Raw genomic sequence first — 20,027 nt, 5'->3', positions numbered from 1 at the left:
GCTTACAGCAGCGCTAACTGACGCTGAACTGGCGCAAAGCTCCGGCGATGCTCGGCAAGCGGCCCGTGGGCAGATAGTGCCGCCAAATGTTCTTTCGTTGGGTACCCTTTGTGACGGGCAAAGCCATAGTCAGGATAGCGCAGATCCAGCTCGGCCATCTGTGCGTCGCGGGCGACTTTAGCCAAAATCGATGCAGCAGCGATCGCAGGATGACGAGCATCGCCTTTCACTACCGCTTGCCCAGGCAGCTCATGCCCAGGCAGCCGATTACCATCTACCAATAAATAGTCTGCCGCGGGTGTTAAGGCATCAATGGCACGCCGCATAGCAAGATGAGTGGCATGATAAATATTTAGCTGGTCGACTTCAGCAGCGCTGGCTTCTGCCACAGCAAACGCTAATGCGCACTCACGAATCTGTACATCCAGCGCTTCACGCTTTTTAGCGGTAAGTTTTTTGGAATCCGTTAGCCCCTCAATCGGGCGACTAGGATCAAGAATTACCGCCGATGCAACAACACTGCCGATCAGAGGCCCACGCCCGACTTCGTCAACGCCTGCTAGAAAGTCACCATGGTAGTCGATCACTAAAGGAGGATAGGCAGTCGGCTTAACGGCCATGATGGCTTCCTTCTTGGGCAACTTCGCCACTGCAAACCAATGGCTGGCCCGCCACCAGAGAGGCTATAGCCTGCGCAGCACGTTGGCTGGCATTGCGCTGTAAACCACGGTGCATATCGGCAAAGCGTGCTTCTAGGGCGTGGCGTTCTGCTGCATTATTAATCATTTCGTCGAGCTGCTCAGCAATCCCTTCTGGCGTTGCCGCATCCTGAATCAGTTCTGGCACCACACTCTCTTGAGCAATTAAGTTAGGTAATGAAATCCATTTAGTTTTCACTAAGCGTTTTGCCAGCCAGTGGGTCATCGGTGCCATTTTGTAAGCTACCAGCATTGACCGATGGCATAACATGGCCTCTAGTGCCGCGGTGCCCGAGGCAAGCAATACAGCATCGCTGGCTACCATTGCCTCTCGTGCCTGACCTTCCAAGAGCATGACCCGCTTGCTTAACATAGGGTAGCTTGCCAGAAGCTGGATGATTTCTTGATACCGCTGATGGGTCGCTGCGGGAATGACCACATGCAGCGCTTCATTACGCTGACAGAGCAATTCGGCAGCGCGTAAAAATGTATCGCCCAAAAAGCGTATTTCATTGCCCCGCGAACCAGGCAATATTGCCAAAACAGGAACTTGAGCAGGCAATGCGAGTGTTTGGCGAGCCGTTTGGCGATCATTCTCAAGCGGTAATTCATCCGCTAATGGATGGCCAACGAAAGCAACCGGCACCTGATGCTGATGGTAAAAATCAGCTTCAAACGGCAGCAGTGTTAACATGCCATTAACCGCCTTAGCGATCTTTTTCACACGCCCTTGCCGCCATGCCCATACCGAAGGGCTCACATAGTGGGCTGTCTTCAGTCCGGCAGCGCGTAGCTGTTTTTCAAGGCCAATATTGAAGTCGGGCGCGTCGATGCCAATCATAATATCCGGCTGCCAGGCGAGTGCTTCTTCGCGCAGTATGCGGCGCACGCGAATGAGTTCAGGCAGGTGCTTGACGACCTCCACCAGGCCCATCACCGATAATGTTTCAAGGGGAAAGCGGCTCGTCAGCCCATGCGCTTCCATACGTGGGCCGCCTAGACCTCGAAACTCAACGTTGGGATGCATCAGCGTAAGCTCATGCATCAACCCTGCACCGAGAATATCGCCAGAGAGTTCGCCTGCGACAATGTATACGCGCTGAAGTGTCATGATGAGAAAGGAAGAGATATGAGCATTTGAGTCCATCGTTGATGCTAACTAGCCATCAACGTTGTTAGCGGATGATACCGCGCGTAGACCGCTCAATTGAGTCGGCAAACGTGGTGACTTCTGGCAAATCGAACCGGCTGCGCATTTCGCTAACTGCCTGCTCAACGGTTAAACCTTGGCGATACACTAACTTATAAGCACTGCTTAAGGCATTGATTGCATCACGGCTAAAACCACGCCGCTTCAAGCCAACCAGATTAAGGCCTCGTGCTTCAGCAGGATTGCCATTGATCATCACGTAAGCGGGGGTATCTTTGGTAATAATAGACCCACCCCCGGCCATCGCATGTTCACCAAAGTGGCAAAACTGATGAACAGCCGCCAAACCACCTAAAATAGCATGGTCGCCGAGTACAACATGACCTGCCAAAGTGACTTGGTTCGCTAGAATACAGTCGTTGCCAATCACGCAGTCATGGCCGACATGAACATACGCCATAAACAGGTTACGCGATCCAATGGTGGTTTCACCGCGATCTTGTACGGTACCACGATGGAGGGTAACGCCTTCACGAACAACGTTATCATCCCCCATAATTAAGCGTGTTGGTTCGCCAGCGTATTTTTTATCCTGGCAATCCTCGCCTACCGAAGCAAATTGAAAAATTCGTGTACGCTCGCCTAGAACGGTAGGTCCTTTAATAACGACGTGAGAGCCAATCACAGAGCCAGCGCCAATAGTGACATTTGGCCCAATCACACTAAATGGCCCCACCTCGACATCATCAGCAAGCTGCGCTTTAGGATCAACCAGTGCAGTAGGATGTATCAAGCTACCTTCCTCTCAGCACAGATAATTTCTGCCTCGCAGGCTAGCTCACCGTTAACCGTCGCACGGCAGGCGAACTTCCAAATACCACGCTTACCACGAATCACATTTGCCTCCAGCACTAATTGGTCACCGGGCATCACGGGGCGCTTGAAGCGTACATTATCACTTCCTACCAAATAATAAACATAGCCATCAGCTGGCAGTTTATTGACTGTTTTAAAACCTAAAATTCCGCACACCTGAGCCAGCGCTTCTAGTACTAAAACACCTGGCATAATAGGGTGATGAGGGAAATGGCCATTAAAAAACGGCTCGTTGATGCTAACATTCTTATACGCAACGATGGTTTCGCCCACGGTTAATTGCGTTACTCGATCCACCAGCAAGAATGGGTAGCGGTGGGGCAAGTATTCGCGAATTTCGTTAATATCCATAACCATCGTAACGACCTCTAAATGACAAAAGGCCTGAGTAATATCAGGCACGCACCAGCAAGTTTGCTGGTAAAAAAGCAGTGAATTATAACCTGCTGCTATACAGCCTCAAGTTACCTGCCTATAAATTGCTGGCATAACGATTCATAACGACTCACTGCGCTGGCTTTTCTCTAGTCGAGACAAGCGCTTGGCTATTTCATCGAGCTGTTTAAATCGCACCGCATTTTTACGCCATTGGGTATTGTTCATAGCACCAGTACCCGACGAATAAACACCTGGCTCATGAATCGAATTGGTCACTAAGCTCATACCCGTTACCTGCACACCATCGCAAATGGTGAGGTGACCAGAAAGCCCAACGCCACCGCCGAGCATGCAGTGCTTGCCCACCTTAGTAGAACCAGCAATACCAACGCAGCCTGCTAAAGCGCTGTGATCCCCAATCGTCACGTTATGGGCAATTTGTACTTGGCTATCAATTTTGACATCGTTACCAATCACCGTATCGCCTAAGGCACCGCGATCAATACTTGAACAACTGCCAACCTCAACGTCATCACCCAGTACGACGCCGCCTAGCTGAGCAATTTTATGCCAACCAGCACCGTCGTGAGCAAAACCAAAACCATCGCCGCCAATCACACAGCCGCTATGCAAGATGGCTCGTTTTCCCACTACAACGCCGTGGCAAACAGTAACGTTAGCGTGTATTCGCGTATCATCCCCAATTACACTATCGGCACCAATCACACTGCCAGCGCCAACCACCACATGCTTACCTAGCACTACACCTGCTTCAATCACAGCATGTGCTTGAACAGAAATTCCCTCACCTAAAATAGCGCTGTCCGCTACCACAGCTGACGGGTGAATACCGGGAATATCCCGAGCAGGCAATGGATCAAATAGCTGTGAGAGTTTGGCGTAACCCAAATAAGGATTATTCATCTCTAAGCGTGCCACAGGACAATGTTTAGCATGCTCAGGATGTAACAATACAGCGGCTGCTTTTGTAGTCGCCAAATCTTTTAGGTATGCACGGTTGGCTAGAAAAGCAACGTGATCCGACGTCGCATCTTTAAGTGTGGCCAAACCTTTAATTGGCTGGTCGGCGTTACCCTCGAAGTCAATGCCCAAGTGACGTGCGACATCGTTAAGGGTTAGATAGTGAAAAGCGTGCGTCATGGGAGCCCAGTGAAACATGGGTGCGGGCTAGCCGCACCATCAATCATAATTTTAGTTTAGCGAATCAAAAATCTGCGTAACCTCATTGGTCACGTTAGGCAGATCTGTTGATGAGTGCAATACCCCTTGAGGCTCTACCAAGACATCAATACTGTGGCGCTCAAGCACTTGCTCAACAGCCCTTTCAAGCTTTGACTCAGCGCCCTCTAAGAAACGCTGCTCAGAAGCCTGTTGTGCTTGAAGCACTTCACGGCGCAATTCCTCAAAACGACTACCTTTTTGCTGCAGTTCAGCAATGAGTGGGTCTCGCTGAGATTGGGACATTGTCTCGCCTTCACGCTGCAGTCGCTCTTGCAAGCGTTGAAGCTCTTCGCCTAATGCTTGGGCCTCACGCTGCTGGTTACCAATTTGCCCTTCCAACTGGCTTAGTGACGACTGGGCTGACTGTGTATTCATTAAGGCGGCACGCCAATCGAGCACAGCCACTTCTGCAGCAACGGCATAGGTAGGTAGTGTCATCGCGCCCAGTAAGCACACGGCGGCTGTCAGTTTACGCATCAATATTACTCCTTATATTAGAATGTTTGGCCCAGCGAGAACTGGAAGAACTGCGTATCGTCACCGCTCTCTTCGTTTAGCGGTTCTGCCACACTGAAGGTCAGCGGACCCACCGGTGTTAGCCACGACAGTCCAATGCCTACACTGTAGCGCAAGTCGCCCAGGTCGACCCCAGAGCTGCATTGCTGACGCCCAACATCTGCCTCCTGCACATCATAGCAAGAACTTAAGAAGGTATTACCTGCATCCAAAAAGAGGGAGGGTTGAATTGACCGCTTATCTTCCACAAACGGCATGGGGAAGAGCACTTCGGCAGAGCCTTCCACTAATACGTTGCCGCCCAATGTACGATCACGCCCCCCATCACGGGTAGGAGTTGTGCGTTGACCCAACGTGTTGGAGGTAAAGCCGCGCACTGAACCTAAGCCACCGGCATAAAAGTTCTCATAAAACGGGTAAGGATCATTGCCACCAAGTGTATCGGCATAGCCCAAATTTCCACTAAACTTCAGCGCCCAGGTCTGATCATCGTTAATTGGAAACAGCTGCTGTGCACGGGCGCGAACCTTGTAGTACTCGGCATCGCTGCCCGGCACACCTGTTTCTAGTGATAGACGTTGATAATTGCCTGCTGTCGGCATAATGCCGCGATTTAAATTATTACGCGTCCAGCTCGCCGTTAATTTAAGGCTTTGCGCATTATCGCCTTGATCGTCGACATAACGAATAATTTCTGAAGCAGAATCGTTGTAGGTTTTAACCGTCAGCTCTTCAAGGCTAGCACCAAAATTCAGGCGAGAAAGTTCACTAATCGGATAACCAAAGTTAATGCCGGCACCATAAGCGTCCGTAGAGAACGTAGAGATATCGGAATCGCCGTAATCGGTTTCGCGGTAAAAAAGATTATATCCGCGCGAAATACCATCTAATGTCCAGTAGGGGTCGGTAAAGGCAAAATTAACGCTGGTAAACGTATCACTACGTTGCGCGCCCACATTAACGCGGTTACCGGTGCCCAGAAAGTTATTTTGGGCCAGCCCAACGCCATAAATGACACCTGCGCTTTGTGAGAAGCCGACACTGGCAGAGACAGAACCGGATGGCTGCTCCTCAACGTTATACGTTACGTCTAGCAAATCAGGCTGACCAGGGACTGGCTGGGTGCTGACCTCAACTTGACTAAAGAAGCCGAGACGCTCCAGGCGCTGGCGTGACTGGGTAATCGATTCAGTTGATGCAGGAGCGCCTTCTAACTGAATCATTTCACGACGCAGCACTTCATCTTGCGTTGTGGTGTTACCGTAGAATTCAATACGGCGCACGTAGGTGCGCTGACCAGGATCCACGGCAATGACGATATCAACGGTTTCACCATCGTCGGATAGCTCAGGAATGCCTTGTACGTCAGCAAATGCAAATCCCTCTGCGCCAAGGCGTTGGCGAAGCGCTTCAGTCGACGCATTTACTTCGCCGCGCGAAAAGGTGTCACCCCTTTCAATTTCGAGTAATTCGCGCGCTTCGTTTTCGTTAATTTGCAGGTCACCGGCAAAACGAATATCGCCGATTTGGAACTGGTTGCCTTCATCAATGTTTAAAGTGATGAAAATTTCAGATTTTTCAGGACCAATCGATACTTGCGTTGAAGTAACATCAAAATTAACGTAACCACGATCAAGGTAGAAAGAGCGTAAGCGCTCAATATCACCCGCCAGAGCTTCGCGGGAGTACTCGTCGCTGGAGAACCAGCCAAAAATACGTCCTGGGCGGTCATTTAATTCAAATACGTCACGCAGCGTATCGTCGTCAAATGCTTCATTACCAACAATATTAATTTGCCGGATTTTAGCAACTTCGCCTTCATTGACATTGATATTAACCTGAACACGGCCTTCATCAATTTCATCAACTTCTACGTCAATACTTGCGCTATAGCGCCCTTGAGCTTGATAAACACCTTCAAGCTCACGCTGAATCTCTTCTAGCGTGGAAAGCTGCAGCACCTGTCCTTCAGAAAGGCCTGATTCGCGCAGACCATTGCGCAAATCCTCATCAGAAATTTGCTGATTCCCTTCGATATTCAAGCGCGCAATGGTCGGTCGCTCAACGACTTGGATAACCAGCACGTCGCCCTCGCGCGCAAGAGAAACGTCTTCAAACAAACCTGTAGCAAACAGATCCCTGGCCGCGGCAGCCAGCTGCTGTTCGCTAACGCGGTCATTGGCATTGACGGGAAACGCATTAAAGACCGAGGCGGCAGATACCCGCTGCAGTCCCTCCACACGAATGTCGGAAACATCAAAGGATTGTGCTTGGGCACTGCTGGTACCTATCAGCAACAGTGCCGCCATTCCAAGGGTCTTGATTTTCATGCAGTCAGTTCGCTCGCGTTGGTCTGCCTATCATTCCAGATAGGCACCATATACATTTGTGCAGGCAGATGACAAGGCATCCAGCGCCCTACACGCGTCATTACCACAGGCGCATCAGATCAAAATAGAGAGCCGTCAACATTAGGGTGCCTACCATGGCAAGCCCTATACGCAACCCTACCGCTTGCGTTTGCTCAGAGACCGGCCGCCCACGCACAACCTCTATAAAGTAATAAAGTAGATGCCCGCCATCGAGCACAGGTATCGGTAGTAAGTTCAGCACTCCTAGACTGATGGAAAGATAGGCTAAGAAGCCTATAAACACTTCCATACCTGCCCGGGCAGAATCACCGGAAATCTGTGCAATAGTAATCGGGCCCGAAAGGTTCGACGGTGAAATAAGCCCTACCAACATTTTGCGAATAGCATCTACCGTTAGCAGCGTCATCTCACCTGTACGTGATAGTGCTTGGCCAACAGCCTCGATAGGACCATAGCGAATTTCACGCTGTTGCTCCTCGGGCCAAGATACCTGTTGCGCCCCGGCTCCAATGTAACCAACCTCGCTGCCACTCTCCAGCGTATTACGGGCTGGCGTTAAAGAGAGACTAGACTGTTCGTTGCCACGCTGATAACCAACGTCTAAGGTTTGACCCGCATTCTCTCGAATAACTGAAACAAACTGCATCCAGTCGTCAATTGGCTCGCCATTTAGCGACACAATACGGTCGCCAACACGAAGACCCGCTTGAGAAGCCGGCTGCCCCTCTACTACTTGGCCTAGCACTGCGGGAACGTTCGGACGCCATGGCGTAATTCCCAAGCTTTGTAGCGGTTGAGGCGGATCCTGACGGACCATATAGTCGCTCACGGGAAGCTGATAAACCCGAGCAGCATTAGACCCTTCTGGCTGCGCCTCAAGTATTAAGTCGCCATCGAATCCGATCATAGAGACAAGCTTTAAATTAATCTCTTCCCAGGAGCGCATGGCATCTCCCTGGACCGAGGTAATTTCAGCGCCATGAGTAAGGCCTGCCTCTGCCGCCGGGGAGTTAGGCGTAACGTCGCCAACGACAGGAATCACCGTTGTAGTACCAGCAACAAACAGCGCCCAATAGGCAACTATCGCAAGTAAAAAGTTAGCAATCGGTCCCGCGGCAACAATTGCAATACGCTGCCACACAGTTTTGCGGTTAAATGCTTGGTCTAATTGCTCATCAGGTACAGGTGCTTCGCGCTCGTCCAGCATCTTTACATAGCCACCCAAGGGGATAGCCGCTACTGCAAACTCGGTACCATGGCGATCAACCGTCGACCAGAGGGGTTTACCAAAACCAACAGAAAAACGCAGCACCTTGACACCACAGCGTCGCGCCACCCAGAAATGACCAAACTCGTGGAAGGTTACCAACAACCCAAGCACCACGATCACCGCTAATATGTTCTGTATCAGGCCCACTCTTTGCTCCTTTACGTGACTCGCTGATCAACGGTGATGATGCTAAACAGCTTGCTGATGAACGAGGCGTTCTGCCTGCTCTCGCGCCCACTGATCTGCGGCTAGTATCTGTTCAAGCGTGTCAGCCTGCTCTTCAAACGGCAACGCCATTACGCTAGCCACTACATCAGCAATCGCGCTGAAGCCAAGCTGTTTTTCAAGAAAGGCCTCTACAGCGATTTCATTAGCAGCATTTAAAATCGCTGGCGCTGCCCCCCCCTTGTGCATTGCCTCACGAGCAAGCCTCAAGCAGGGAAAAAGTAATTCATCAGGTGCCTCAAAATCCAGACGCGCTACTTGAAAAAGATCCAGCGTTTCAACTCCGGCGTCAATGCGTTCCGGCCACGCTAAACCATATGCGATCGGCGTACGCATATCCGGGTTACCTAATTGCGCAATGACCGATCCATCATCATAGGCAACCATCGAATGAATAACGCTTTGCGGATGAACCACGACCTGTATCTGATCAGGCGTTGCATCAAATAGCCAGCACGCTTCGATAAGCTCTAGCCCTTTATTCATCAACGTTGCGCTATCAACCGAAATTTTACGCCCCATCGACCAGTTAGGATGATGACAAGCCTGCTCGGGCGTTACCTTAGCAATATCGTCTGCCTGCCAGCCGCGAAACGGCCCACCAGAGGCGGTAAGCAGCAACTGGCGAACACCGTGCTGACGCAGCCCACCTCGATGCTCGATAGGTAGACACTGGTATATAGCATTATGTTCGGAATCAATCGGCAATAAGGTAGCGCCGGAGCGTGAGACGGCGTCCATAAATAGCGCGCCACTCATTACCAGGGCTTCTTTATTGGCTAGTAATACACGCTTTCCTGACTCAGCTGCCGCTAATGCAGGCAGTAGTCCGGCTGCACCAACAATAGCGGCCATCACCGTATCTACGTTTGGATCTTGGGCAACGTGACACAATGCTTCAGGGCCAACGAGCACCTCAATATCCAACCCTACTGATGCAAGCGCATGCTGCAACCACACAGCATCAGCAGGGTCATTGAGTACGGCAATTGAAGGACGGTGAGCATTACATTGTGTGAAGAGCACTTCTTTGGAGGTATGAGCCGTTAAGGCATAAACGTGATAACGATCTGGATACCGCGCAATCACATCAAGCGTACTTTTACCAATTGAGCCTGTTGAACCAAGCACAGTAATGCGCTGAACAGCTGACTGACTCATAGAGCGCTTACCTGTAAGTGGATCACCTGCAGATAGAACAGTGCAAAAATAGGCACTGCCGCTGTCAGGCTATCAATACGATCCAGTACGCCACCATGGCCTGGCAGGAGCTGGCTTGAATCCTTAATGTTTCGATAGCGCTTGAGCATACTTTCTAGCAAATCACCCAGTACTGACACCAGCGTAACTAGTCCGGTGATCACTACGAGGGCAATGCCGCCCATAAGGCTAATGGGCTGCCACGCAGCAAACACAATCGCTAACAACAGTGTGGCCGCCAGGCCACCATAAACACCCTCCCAGGACTTACCTGGGCTTACTTTCGGTGCTAGCTTATTTTTCCCCCACCGCCTGCCAGCAAAGTAAGCACCGATGTCCGCTGTCCAAACCAGCAACAACACAAACAGCAGCCATACTGCGCCACTGTCGCGGAGCACATTGAATCCTACCCAGCATGGCAGCAATACCCAGCCTCCCATCAGCAATCGCCGTGAGGTGGCTTGCCACTGACCAACGGTGCCAGGGTAGTGGGTCACCCAGTAAAGGTTTACCAGCCACCCAACAGCTGCCAGCCACAGCGGCCAAGCGGCAAAAGCGGCCCCCCCTAACCACATCGCCAGCATCAACACTGCCATCACTGCGACCAGGGCAAAACGTGCTCCATGACGAGTTACACCAGCTAAGTTGGTCCACTCCCAAGCACTTAGCAGCACAATTAACGCTGTAAATAGTGCAAAGGCCCCACCTTGTAGTCCGAACAAGCCGATCAGCGTTAAGGGTGCTAACCAGGCTGCAGTAATTATCCGCTGTTTAAGCACCTTGCGCCTCTATTTGTGCATCGGTCATACCAAAGCGACGGCGACGCAGGCAAAAATCATTAAGCGCCTCATCTAGTGCCGCCCCATTGAAATCTGGCCATAGCAGTGGTGAAAAATGCAGTTCCGCGTAGGCCAGCTGCCATAACATAAAATTAGATAGGCGCTGCTCGCCGCTGGTGCGGATACATAAATCTACTGGCGGTACATTGTGCGTATTCATCGCCGCATCGAAGCACGCCTCATCAATGTCATCAGCTGCCAGCTCACCTGCCGCTACTTGTTTCGCCAACTGCTTAGCCGCTCGTGCAAGATCCCATTGGCCACCGTAGTTTGCAGCGATAACTAGATGCATGCCAGTGTTCTCTGCGGTCAATGCCTCAGCACGCTGAATATGCTTTTGAATAGCATGAGAAAAACCGCTTTGTTCGCCAATAATGGACAAACGGATATTACGCTCGTTGAGCTTTTTGACCTCACGCTTAAGCGCCATCAAAAAAAGCTCCATCAACGCATTCACTTCAGCAGTCGGACGCTTCCAGTTTTCACTAGAAAAAGCGAAAAGGCTCAATGTCTGAACGCCTCGTTGTGCAGCGCGTTCAATAACCGCTCTCACGGCCTCGACACCCGCTCGGTGGCCACGCACACCAGAAAGCCCTCTTGCACGCGCCCAGCGGTTATTACCATCCATAATAATAGCAACATGGGATGGCGGCACCTCCTCGGATCGAGAAGGCGGCGCGCTCTCCTGCTGCGCTTGAGGAAGCTGCGGAGACGTCATGGGTTCTCGTACCAAAGATCAGTCATAATAAAGCCAAGCGATGGCCCACGGGCAGCGAGGCTCCCCGTGGTTGATTGAAAGCAGGTAGCTATTTTTAAAAACTATACCTGCATGAGATCCTGTTCTTTTGCGGCAAGCGCTTTATCGATCTCAGCAATATACTTATCCGTCAGCTTCTGGATTTCATCTTCACCCTGGCGCTGATCGTCTTCGGTAATCTCTTTATCTTTTAATAAAGATTTAAAATCACCGTTGGCATCACGACGTACGTTACGAACCGCCACGCGCGCATGTTCAGCTTCGCTACGTGCCTGCTTGATGTAACCTTTGCGTGTCTCTTCGGTCAGCATTGGCATTGGCACACGAATGACATTACCAGCACTAGAAGGGTTCAGACCTAAATCAGAGGTCATAATCGCCTTCTCAATCTTAGGCACCATGCCTTGTTCCCAGGGCGTTACCGTTAGCGTACGGGCATCTTCAACGTTAACAGAAGCTACTTGATTCAGTGGCACCTGACCACCGTAATAATCAACGGTAACAGCATCTAGAATACTGGGATGAGCCCGCCCTGTGCGGATCTTGTTGAAGTTGCTGTTAAGCGCTTCAACACTTTTTTTCATGCGAGAATCTGCATCTTTTTTGATGTCATTGATCACGTGGTTACCCTCTATATATCAGCGTGCCTTCCTTGCCCCCTACTACTAAATTTAGTAGAGCACCAGGCTTGTTCATATCAAATACCCGCACCGGCATATTATGGTCACGTACCAGGCAGATTGCGGTCAAATCCATAACGCCTAACTTTTGGTCTAGCGCGTCATCATAGGAGAGCTGGTCATATTTCACAGCATCGGCGTGCTTAACCGGGTCTTTATTGTACACACCGTCTACTTTGGTCGCTTTGATCACGACATCAACATCTACTTCAATGCCGCGTAAGCAGGCGGCAGAGTCGGTCGTGAAGAAAGGGTTTCCCGTGCCCGCGGAAAACAGCACCACATCGCCTGACGTTAAGTAGCGGATGGCAGTGCGGCGATCGTAATGCTCCACCACACCACTCATGGGAATCGCTGACATTACACGCGAGCGAATATTAGAGCGCTCAAGTGCATCTCGCATTGCTAGCGCATTCATTACTGTTGCCAGCATTCCCATGTGGTCACCCGTCACCCGATCCATACCCGCTTCATTAAGCGCCGCACCACGGAACAGGTTGCCACCACCGATTACAATACCCACCTGAACGCCAATACCAACCAATTGGCCGATCTCTAGCGCCATACGATCCAGCACTTTCGGATCAATACCAAAATCGTGCTCACCCATTAGCGCTTCGCCAGACAACTTCAGCAAAATACGCTTGTATTTTGATTTCGACTTTTCAGTCTTACTGACAGCAACCGCGGGGGTGGACTCTTGAACTTCACGTGACATGGCATCTCTCCTGAGGCAGACCTGAACACAGGCGGGCGAGACGACCCCCATTTTTCACAGGGGCCGGATACACAAAGGCGTGCGCTCGCGCGCACGCCATTTTCTTTCTAAAACATCTGACCTTAGCGACGGCCAGCCTGTTCCATAACTTCTTTAGCAAAATCGACTTCTTCTTTCTCGATGCCTTCGCCCACTTCGAAACGAGTGAAGCTAACCACTTCACCACCCGCTGCCTTAACAAACTCAGCAACCGACTGGTTCGGGTCTTTAACAAACGGCTGTTCGGTCAGGCTGTTCTCAGCCAAGTACTTTTTCAGACGGCCTTGAACCATTTTCTCAGCGATCTGCTCAGGCTTACCGGCCATGTCCGGCTGGGCCAGAATAATCGCTTTTTCTTTATCTAGCTCTTCTTGCGGCATATCTTCTGGATGGGCAACCGACGGATTAATCGCTGCAACGTGCATAGCAACGTCTTTAGCAGCTTCCGAGTTACCACCTTTCAGAACGGTCAAGACGCCGATACGGCCGCCGTGAACGTATTCGCCTACAAGGCCACCTTCAACAGCGTTTACAACAACAGCACGACGCACGCCGATGTTCTCGCCGATTTTCTGTACTAGCTGCTCACGAGTGGACTCGAGTTCGCCAGCCATTACTGCTGCAACGTCTTCGTTTTTCGCCGCAAAGAACGCGTCAACGATCTTATTGGAGAAATCAATGAAGTTATCATCACGAGCAACGAAGTCAGTTTCGGAGTTGATCTCTACCATCACACCGTAACTGCCGTCTTCTGCTACACGCGTAACAACGGCACCTTCTGCAGCGGTACGACCCGCTTTCTTCGCGGCTTTAAGGCCAGAGCTTTTACGCAAGTTCTCGATTGCAACTTCGATATCACCGTCGGCTTCAGTAAGTGCTTTTTTACACTCCATCATGCCAAGACCGGTACGTTCGCGCAGTTCCTTAACCTGAGAGGCGCTGATAGCTGCCATGAGTTTTCACCTCGGAAATGGTTCTAGCTGAAAGTTAAACGCGCTACAGAGTATAAGCTCGGTAGATGACCGTTGCGTATCACTTTGCAGAGCATTCGCCGGCATTAAGCGTCCGGCATAATCGGCCCGCCTGAGCGAACTCAAAGCGGGAAAAAGGGGGCGTAAGGCCCCCTCTTAAACATGATGCGGCTTTAACTGACCGCCGCACCACTGCAACCGTTACTCGGCAGCAGCGTCAGTGTCAGCAGAAGCGGCTTCTTCAGTCACTTCGACAAACTCATCCGGACGACCTTCTTTCGCACGACCACACGCGTCAGCAATAGCTTTCACGTAGATCTGAATAGCACGAATGGAGTCATCGTTACCCGGGATCACGTAATCAACGCCATCTGGGTTGGAGTTGGTATCAACTACACCAATAACCGGGATACCCAGCTTGTTGGCTTCGTTGATCGCGATGCGCTCGTGGTCAACATCGATAACGAACAGTGCGTCCGGAAGGCCACCCATGTTCTTGATACCGCCGATAGAACGCTCAAGCTTTTCCTGCTCACGCGTTGCCATCAAGACTTCTTTCTTGGTCAGCTTCTCGAACGTGCCGTCTTCGCGCATTGTTTCTAAGTCACGCAGGCGCTTGATGGACTGACGAATGGTCTTGAAGTTGGTCAACATACCGCCCAACCAGCGATGATTGACGAACGGCTGGTTAACGCGGTTTGCTTCTTCTTTGATAATCTTGCTAGCGCTGCGCTTGGTGCCAACAAACAAAATTTTGTTGTTGGATGCCGCCATTTTCTCAACCACGTCGATCGCTTCGTTCAGCGCCGGCAGGGTGTGCTCAAGGTTGATGATATGAATCTTGTTGCGCGCGCCGAAGATGAATTTACCCATCTTCGGATTCCAGTACTTGGTTTGGTGACCGAAGTGAGCGCCTGCTTTTAGCAGGTCACGCATATTAACGTGAGACATGATAAAACTCCTGAAACTCGGGTTAGGCCTCCACGCACCCCATGGATCCGACCAGTGGCGTCGTTACACGTCGCCAGCGGCACCCGGGACCATGTGCCGGTGCATGTGTGTTTTCAAGGCTTGCTGTTTAACAATGCAGACTTCCTGCATTGCGTTTAAATAGCCCTTCTGCAGATAACCAACCAACAAAGAAGCGTGGGATGGCGATTGCAGGAAAGCGCGCGGCTTTATACCATAGATCATTACCAAGATGAAGTCACAGCGCATGTAACGGTTTTAATTTACCGCTCACCATTGCCGTTCACCACTTACTTAGAATCCATATCGAGAATTCATGAACGTTCCTATCAAGACGCCTTCTGAAATCGAGAAAATGCGCGAAGCCGGGCGCCAAGCCGCCAGCGTCATTGAAATGATCACTCCCCAAATCAAGGCAGGGATCTCCACCGGAGAAATTGATCGCCTATGCCACGATTACATTGTTAATACTTTAGGCTCTGCACCTGCACCGCTGAACTATCACGGTTTTCCGAAAGCAACCTGTACATCGATTAATCACGTGGTCTGCCATGGCATTCCCGATGACGCCAAAAAGCTAAAGAATGGCGACATCATGAATCTGGATATCACCGTCAGAACGACGGATGGCTACCACGGTGACTCCAGTGTGATGTTCGTGATTGGCGACACCATTCAGGGCGAGCGTCTATGCCGTATCACTCAAGAGTGCCTGTACAAAAGCATTGCCCTGATAAAGCCAGGCGTACGTCTGTCGGAACTCGCCCGAGTAATTCAGCAACATGCTGAAGCCCACGGCTATTCTGTGGTACGCGATTTTTGCGGCCACGGCATCGGCGCAGACTTCCACGAGGACCCACAGTTTCTTCACTATGATGGCTATGCGCCAGATGCTGATATTCCACTGGAAGCAGGCATGTGCTTTACCATCGAGCCCATGATTAACGTGGGCGGCTACAAAACCAAGGTTCTACGCGATGGCTGGACAGCGGTCACCAAAGACCGCAGCCTGTCTGCTCAGTGGGAGCATACGCTGCTGGTCACGGATACCGGTGTTGACGTGCTGACCGCACGCAGCGATGAAGACTTCAGTTTTTTGAATCGCTGATGCTTCTTCATCACTACCGGTTTGAACCGGACACCACGCTGTACGATCTCGCTATGTTTCGTACCGAGCTAGCCGGATCACGCTCTCCGATAGCGCCATTTAAGGCGGCGCTGCGCGAACTCCAAGCTAGATTGGATGAACAGTTTCGGTCAGGGGCAGATATACGCGACTTAGTCCGCGGACGGGCGTGGTATCTGGATCAGTTGCTAGCAATCGCCTGGGAACAGCACGATTGGCCTGACGAAGGTGTTGCTCTGGTGGCTGTGGGTGGCTATGGGCGTGGCGAGCTACATCCGCACTCAGATATCGATCTGTTGCTGCTGCTAGAGCACGACGATGACACTCCCTTCCAAGAATCGCTAAGCGCTTTTATTACCTTCTTATGGGATATCGGTCTTGAGATCGGTCATAGCGTACGCTCACTAAATGACTGTGAACGTGAAGCTAAGGCTGATGTTACCGTGATGACCAACCTGCTTGAATCACGCCTCATCGCTGGCCCTGAACATCTTCGCCAAAAGATGCGTGAACGCCTTAGTGCCGAGCACATTTGGCCTGCTGATCGCTTTTTTGAAGCAAAATGGCAAGAACAAATTGCCCGCCACTACCGTTACAACAATTCTGAGTACCACCTAGAACCAAACCTTAAGAGTTCGCCCGGCGGGCTGCGCGATATTCAAATGATTGGCTGGGTCGCCAAGCGCCATTTTGGCACTGAGCATTATGCCGACATTGTCGCGAATGGCTTTATGAACGATGCCGAGCTGCGCATCCTCAGCCAGGGGCAGGCCTTTTTGTGGCAAGTGCGTTACGCCCTGCATATGCTCACAGACCGTGCCGAAGACCGCTTGCTATTTGATCATCAGCGTACTATTGCCGAGATGTTTGGCTTTCGAGACACCCCTGAGCGCCTAGCCGTTGAGCAGTTTATGAAGCGCTACTACCGGCATGTAACCGCCTTAGCAGGGCTTAACGACATGCTACTACAGCACTTCGATGAGGTTATTCTACGCGGTAAAGAAGCGCTGGAAACCGTTAAGCTGAATGAGCGTTTCGAAACGAAAGGCGGCTACATCCAGGTACGCTCACGCAATCTGTTTCGTGAGCGCCCTGCGGCCATGCTGGAACTGTTTCTGCTAATGGCTAAACACCCAGAAATAGAAGGCGTACGTGCAGACACGATTCGTCTAATTCGCGATCACCGTCATCAAATTGATGATCACTACCGCGAAGACCCACGCCATCAGCGGCTTTTCATGTCAATCTTGCGTTCACCGGGCAATGTACCCCGCCAGCTAAGACGCATGAATCGCTACGGTATTCTAGGTAAGTACTTGCCCGAATTTGGTCGTGCGGTTGGGTTGATGCAACACGACTTATTTCATATTTACACCGTAGATGCTCATACCCTCCTTTTACTAAAATTTTTACACGGCTTTCGCAAGCCCGATGCTAAAGACGACTTCCCGGTTGCCGCAACACTGATTCATCAATTGCCTAAAATGGATTTGCTGTGGATTGCCGGGCTGTTCCATGACGTCGGCAAAGGCCGCGGTGGCGACCATTCTGATATCGGCGCGCGCGACGTAGAGCAGTTTTGTCATCGCCACCATGTCTCTCAGCACGACACCAACCTAGTGCGCTGGCTGGTGGAGCACCACCTACTGATGTCAATGACGGCTCAAAAACGCGATATCAGCGACCCCGATGTGATTCGCGATTTCGCCCTCACTGTGCGCGATGAGACTCGCCTAGACTACCTCTATGTACTCACCGTGGCTGACATTAATGCCACCAACCCCACCCTGTGGAACGGCTGGCGGGCGTCGCTGTTGCGTCAACTACATGCTGAAACCAAGCGGGCGCTGCGAAGGGGGCTTAAAAATCCGCCTGACCGAGATGACTGGGTGCGCGAAACTCGCACAGAAGCCCGCTCGTTACTGCAAACCGTCGGTGTAGATAGCGCTCAGATTGATCAACTATGGGAATCCCTCGGCGAAGAATATTTCCTTCAATACGCACCTAGCGAAATTGTCTGGCAGACCCAAGGTATTCTTGCCCACCAGCCGTCTGAATTGCCGCTGGTCTTAATTAGCGCCCCCACCGCCGATATGGCCGAAGGTGGCACCAAGGTGTTTATCCATACCCGCTCGGTAGATGATCTGTTTGCGGCGACTGCCGCTGCCATGGAGCAGTTAGGCCTGTCTATCCATGATGCCCGCATCGCCACCTCGCACAACGACTGGACGCTAAATACGTTTATTGTGCTAGATCATTATGGCCAGCCTATCCGCGATCCTGAGCATATTGAGGAGATGCGTCGACACCTTGTTGAAGAGCTGGACGACCCAGATGACTACCCAGAGATCGTCACGCGCCATACACCGCGCCAACTGAAACACTTCAAAGTGCCCACAGAAGTCGTCATTGAACAAGATCCAGCCAACGAACGTACGCTGCTAGAATTGACAGCCCCAGATCGCCCAGGCCTTCTGGCACGGGTAGGACGTATTTTCATGGAACAGGATATTGCCCTCTCTGCGGCAAAAATTGCTACTTTGGGCGAGAGAGTTGAAGACGTTTTCTTTATTACCACGAAATCCGGTGAACCACTGACCGACGTAACACGGCAGCAGCAGCTTCGCGAACGGCTGATCGAAGTGCTTGGCGTGTAAGCTTTCAAGAAGCGTTTAAATAAACCAAGTCCTGGTGGTTAAGTTTGAGGTGGCCCCAGGGCTTGCCTATAATCGGCAGTTTAATGGGCCGCTTTACGGACCTCCAGCACCGCCTTTAGGCTATCAACGGACTCGCCATGAACCCCGATCTGAACGCCCTTCACCCCTATCCGTTTGAAAAGCTAGCAGCCCTGAAAGCGGCGCTGGTGCCCCCGACGGACCTTGAGCATATTCCGCTCACCATTGGCGAGCCGCAGCACGCGCCTTATTCTGGGGCATTACAAGCACTGGTGGCTCATCAATTAGAGATGGCCCGCTACCCAGCAACCAACGGCCTAGCTGCTTTACGCGAAACGATTGCCCGATGGGCGACGCGACGTTTCTCACTTGCCGGATTAGATGCCGAACGCCAGGTACTCCCGGTTAACGGCACCCGGGAAGCCATCTTTGCGTTTGTGCAAGCAGCCCTGGATCGCCATCGCCCAGCCAAGGTGGCTGTCCCTAACCCCTTCTATCAAATTTACGAAGGAGCCACCCTACTAGCAGGGGGCGAGCCGCTCTATTTAGATTGCACAGCAGACAACGGCTTTCGCCCTAACTTTTCGGCGGTGAGCGCTGAAACTTGGCGCGATGTACAAATTGTATTCATTTGCTCACCTGGCAATCCCACAGGGGCGGTCACGCCACTTTCTGAATTCAAACAACTCATCGCACTGGCCGATGAGCACGACTTTATCATCGCCTCCGATGAGTGCTACTCAGAGCTATACCTGAATGAAAACACGCCCCCTCCTGGGCTGCTACAAGCCTGTGCAGAGCTTGGCCGCGACGATTATCAACGTTGCGTAGTATTTCATTCACTTTCTAAACGCTCCAACTTACCAGGGCTACGCTCTGGGTTTGTGGCAGGCGATGCTGATCTTCTGGCACCGTTTAAGCGCTATCGTACCTACCACGGCTGTGCAATGTCGCTACCGCTTCAGCACGCCTCTATTGCCGCCTGGCAGGATGAGACCCACGTCCGCGCCAACCGCGATGCGTACCGCGAAAAATTTAGCGCCGTGACCAACGTTCTCGCACCAGTAATGGACTTCCCCACACCGGAAGCTAGCTTTTACCTATGGCCAGCGGTGCCCGACGGTGATGATATCGCCTTTACCCAACGGCTGTTTAGCGAGCAACACGTCAGCGTGTTACCTGGCAGTTTGATGGGCCGCATGGGGCAAAACGGCCTTAACCCAGGTGCTGGTCGGCTGCGCCTGGCATTAGTGGCGGAACTCGCGCCAACGCTAGAGGCTGCTAAGCGTCTGCGCCAATTAGTGGAGCGCGGCTAGAACGCCGCCG

The 20,027-nt window shown here is 51.7% G+C and carries 18 protein-coding genes; 3 read left to right on the top strand and 15 right to left on the bottom strand.

Annotated elements, in window-relative coordinates; translation table 11 throughout:
• Window positions 1-2: 2 nt before the first annotated feature.
• The 15 genes from rnhB to rpsB form a co-directional block, all read right to left on the bottom strand.
• Complete coding sequence (rnhB, locus tag M0220_RS10660; protein ID WP_264017613.1) at window positions 3-620, bottom strand: ribonuclease HII; 618 nt, start codon at window positions 618-620, stop codon at window positions 3-5.
• Entirely contained in the window at window positions 610-1,809 is a 1,200-nt protein-coding gene (lpxB, locus tag M0220_RS10655) for a lipid-A-disaccharide synthase (protein WP_264019219.1), read from the bottom strand. Before lpxB ends, rnhB begins: the two co-directional genes overlap by 11 nt.
• 64 nt (window positions 1,810-1,873) lie before the next feature.
• The gene (gene lpxA, locus M0220_RS10650; protein ID WP_264017612.1) at window positions 1,874-2,641 is read right to left on the bottom strand and encodes an acyl-ACP--UDP-N-acetylglucosamine O-acyltransferase; all 768 of its coding nucleotides are present in this window, start codon (window positions 2,639-2,641) and stop codon (window positions 1,874-1,876) included.
• Window positions 2,638-3,081, bottom strand: a complete 444-nt coding sequence (fabZ, locus tag M0220_RS10645) for a 3-hydroxyacyl-ACP dehydratase FabZ (protein ID WP_035536331.1) — start codon at window positions 3,079-3,081, stop codon at window positions 2,638-2,640. Before fabZ ends, lpxA begins: the two co-directional genes overlap by 4 nt.
• Before the next feature lie 138 nt (window positions 3,082-3,219).
• Window positions 3,220-4,263, bottom strand: coding sequence for a UDP-3-O-(3-hydroxymyristoyl)glucosamine N-acyltransferase (gene lpxD / locus M0220_RS10640; protein WP_264017611.1), 1,044 nt, complete (start codon window positions 4,261-4,263; stop codon window positions 3,220-3,222).
• Between the two features lie 51 nt (window positions 4,264-4,314).
• Entirely contained in the window at window positions 4,315-4,821 is a 507-nt protein-coding gene (locus tag M0220_RS10635; RefSeq protein ID WP_030070396.1) for an OmpH family outer membrane protein, read from the bottom strand.
• 17 nt (window positions 4,822-4,838) lie between these two features.
• Window positions 4,839-7,190: an outer membrane protein assembly factor BamA gene (gene bamA / locus M0220_RS10630; RefSeq protein ID WP_030070397.1), complete on the bottom strand. Its 2,352-nt coding sequence runs from the start codon at window positions 7,188-7,190 to the stop codon at window positions 4,839-4,841.
• Window positions 7,191-7,290: 100 nt separating this feature from the next.
• Window positions 7,291-8,649, bottom strand: a complete 1,359-nt coding sequence (rseP, locus tag M0220_RS10625) for a sigma E protease regulator RseP (RefSeq protein ID WP_030070398.1) — start codon at window positions 8,647-8,649, stop codon at window positions 7,291-7,293.
• Window positions 8,650-8,691: 42 nt separating this feature from the next.
• Entirely contained in the window at window positions 8,692-9,888 is a 1,197-nt protein-coding gene (gene ispC / locus M0220_RS10620; RefSeq protein ID WP_030070399.1) for a 1-deoxy-D-xylulose-5-phosphate reductoisomerase, read from the bottom strand.
• Window positions 9,885-10,706 carry a phosphatidate cytidylyltransferase gene (locus M0220_RS10615; RefSeq protein ID WP_264017610.1) on the bottom strand — a complete coding sequence of 274 codons (822 nt, stop codon included), beginning with the start codon at window positions 10,704-10,706 and terminating at the stop codon, window positions 9,885-9,887. The genes ispC and M0220_RS10615 overlap by 4 nt, the downstream gene beginning before the upstream one ends.
• Window positions 10,699-11,484 carry a polyprenyl diphosphate synthase gene (gene uppS, locus M0220_RS10610; RefSeq protein WP_264017609.1) on the bottom strand — a complete coding sequence of 262 codons (786 nt, stop codon included), beginning with the start codon at window positions 11,482-11,484 and terminating at the stop codon, window positions 10,699-10,701. The genes M0220_RS10615 and uppS overlap by 8 nt, the downstream gene beginning before the upstream one ends.
• Before the next feature lie 101 nt (window positions 11,485-11,585).
• Window positions 11,586-12,143 carry a ribosome recycling factor gene (gene frr, locus M0220_RS10605; RefSeq protein WP_030070402.1) on the bottom strand — a complete coding sequence of 186 codons (558 nt, stop codon included), beginning with the start codon at window positions 12,141-12,143 and terminating at the stop codon, window positions 11,586-11,588.
• Between the two features lie 4 nt (window positions 12,144-12,147).
• Window positions 12,148-12,921: a UMP kinase gene (gene pyrH / locus M0220_RS10600; protein ID WP_030070403.1), complete on the bottom strand. Its 774-nt coding sequence runs from the start codon at window positions 12,919-12,921 to the stop codon at window positions 12,148-12,150.
• Between the two features lie 122 nt (window positions 12,922-13,043).
• The gene (gene tsf, locus M0220_RS10595) at window positions 13,044-13,913 is read right to left on the bottom strand and encodes a translation elongation factor Ts (RefSeq protein WP_030070404.1); all 870 of its coding nucleotides are present in this window, start codon (window positions 13,911-13,913) and stop codon (window positions 13,044-13,046) included.
• A 219-nt stretch (window positions 13,914-14,132) separates the two neighbouring features.
• Window positions 14,133-14,882, bottom strand: a complete 750-nt coding sequence (gene rpsB, locus M0220_RS10590) for a 30S ribosomal protein S2 (RefSeq protein ID WP_030070405.1) — start codon at window positions 14,880-14,882, stop codon at window positions 14,133-14,135.
• Window positions 14,883-15,216: 334 nt separating this feature from the next.
• On the opposite strand from rpsB, the gene map reads away from it, so the two are divergent.
• The 3 genes from map to dapC all read left to right on the top strand — a co-directional run bounded on the left by map (window position 15,217) and on the right by dapC (window position 20,017).
• Window positions 15,217-16,008 carry a type I methionyl aminopeptidase gene (gene map, locus M0220_RS10585; protein ID WP_264017608.1) on the top strand — a complete coding sequence of 264 codons (792 nt, stop codon included), beginning with the start codon at window positions 15,217-15,219 and terminating at the stop codon, window positions 16,006-16,008.
• On the top strand, window positions 16,008-18,683 hold the full coding sequence (locus M0220_RS10580; RefSeq protein WP_030070408.1) for a [protein-PII] uridylyltransferase: 2,676 nt from the start codon (window positions 16,008-16,010) through the stop codon (window positions 18,681-18,683). Before map ends, M0220_RS10580 begins: the two co-directional genes overlap by 1 nt.
• 137 nt (window positions 18,684-18,820) lie before the next feature.
• Complete coding sequence (dapC, locus tag M0220_RS10575; protein WP_030070409.1) at window positions 18,821-20,017, top strand: succinyldiaminopimelate transaminase; 1,197 nt, start codon at window positions 18,821-18,823, stop codon at window positions 20,015-20,017.
• Window positions 20,018-20,027 lie beyond the last annotated feature (10 nt).

This window comes from Halomonas qinghailakensis, from assembly GCF_025820815.1.
Lineage (GTDB): Bacteria > Pseudomonadota > Gammaproteobacteria > Pseudomonadales > Halomonadaceae > Vreelandella > Vreelandella qaidamensis.
This window is presented reverse-complemented; position numbering and strand designations above follow the sequence as displayed.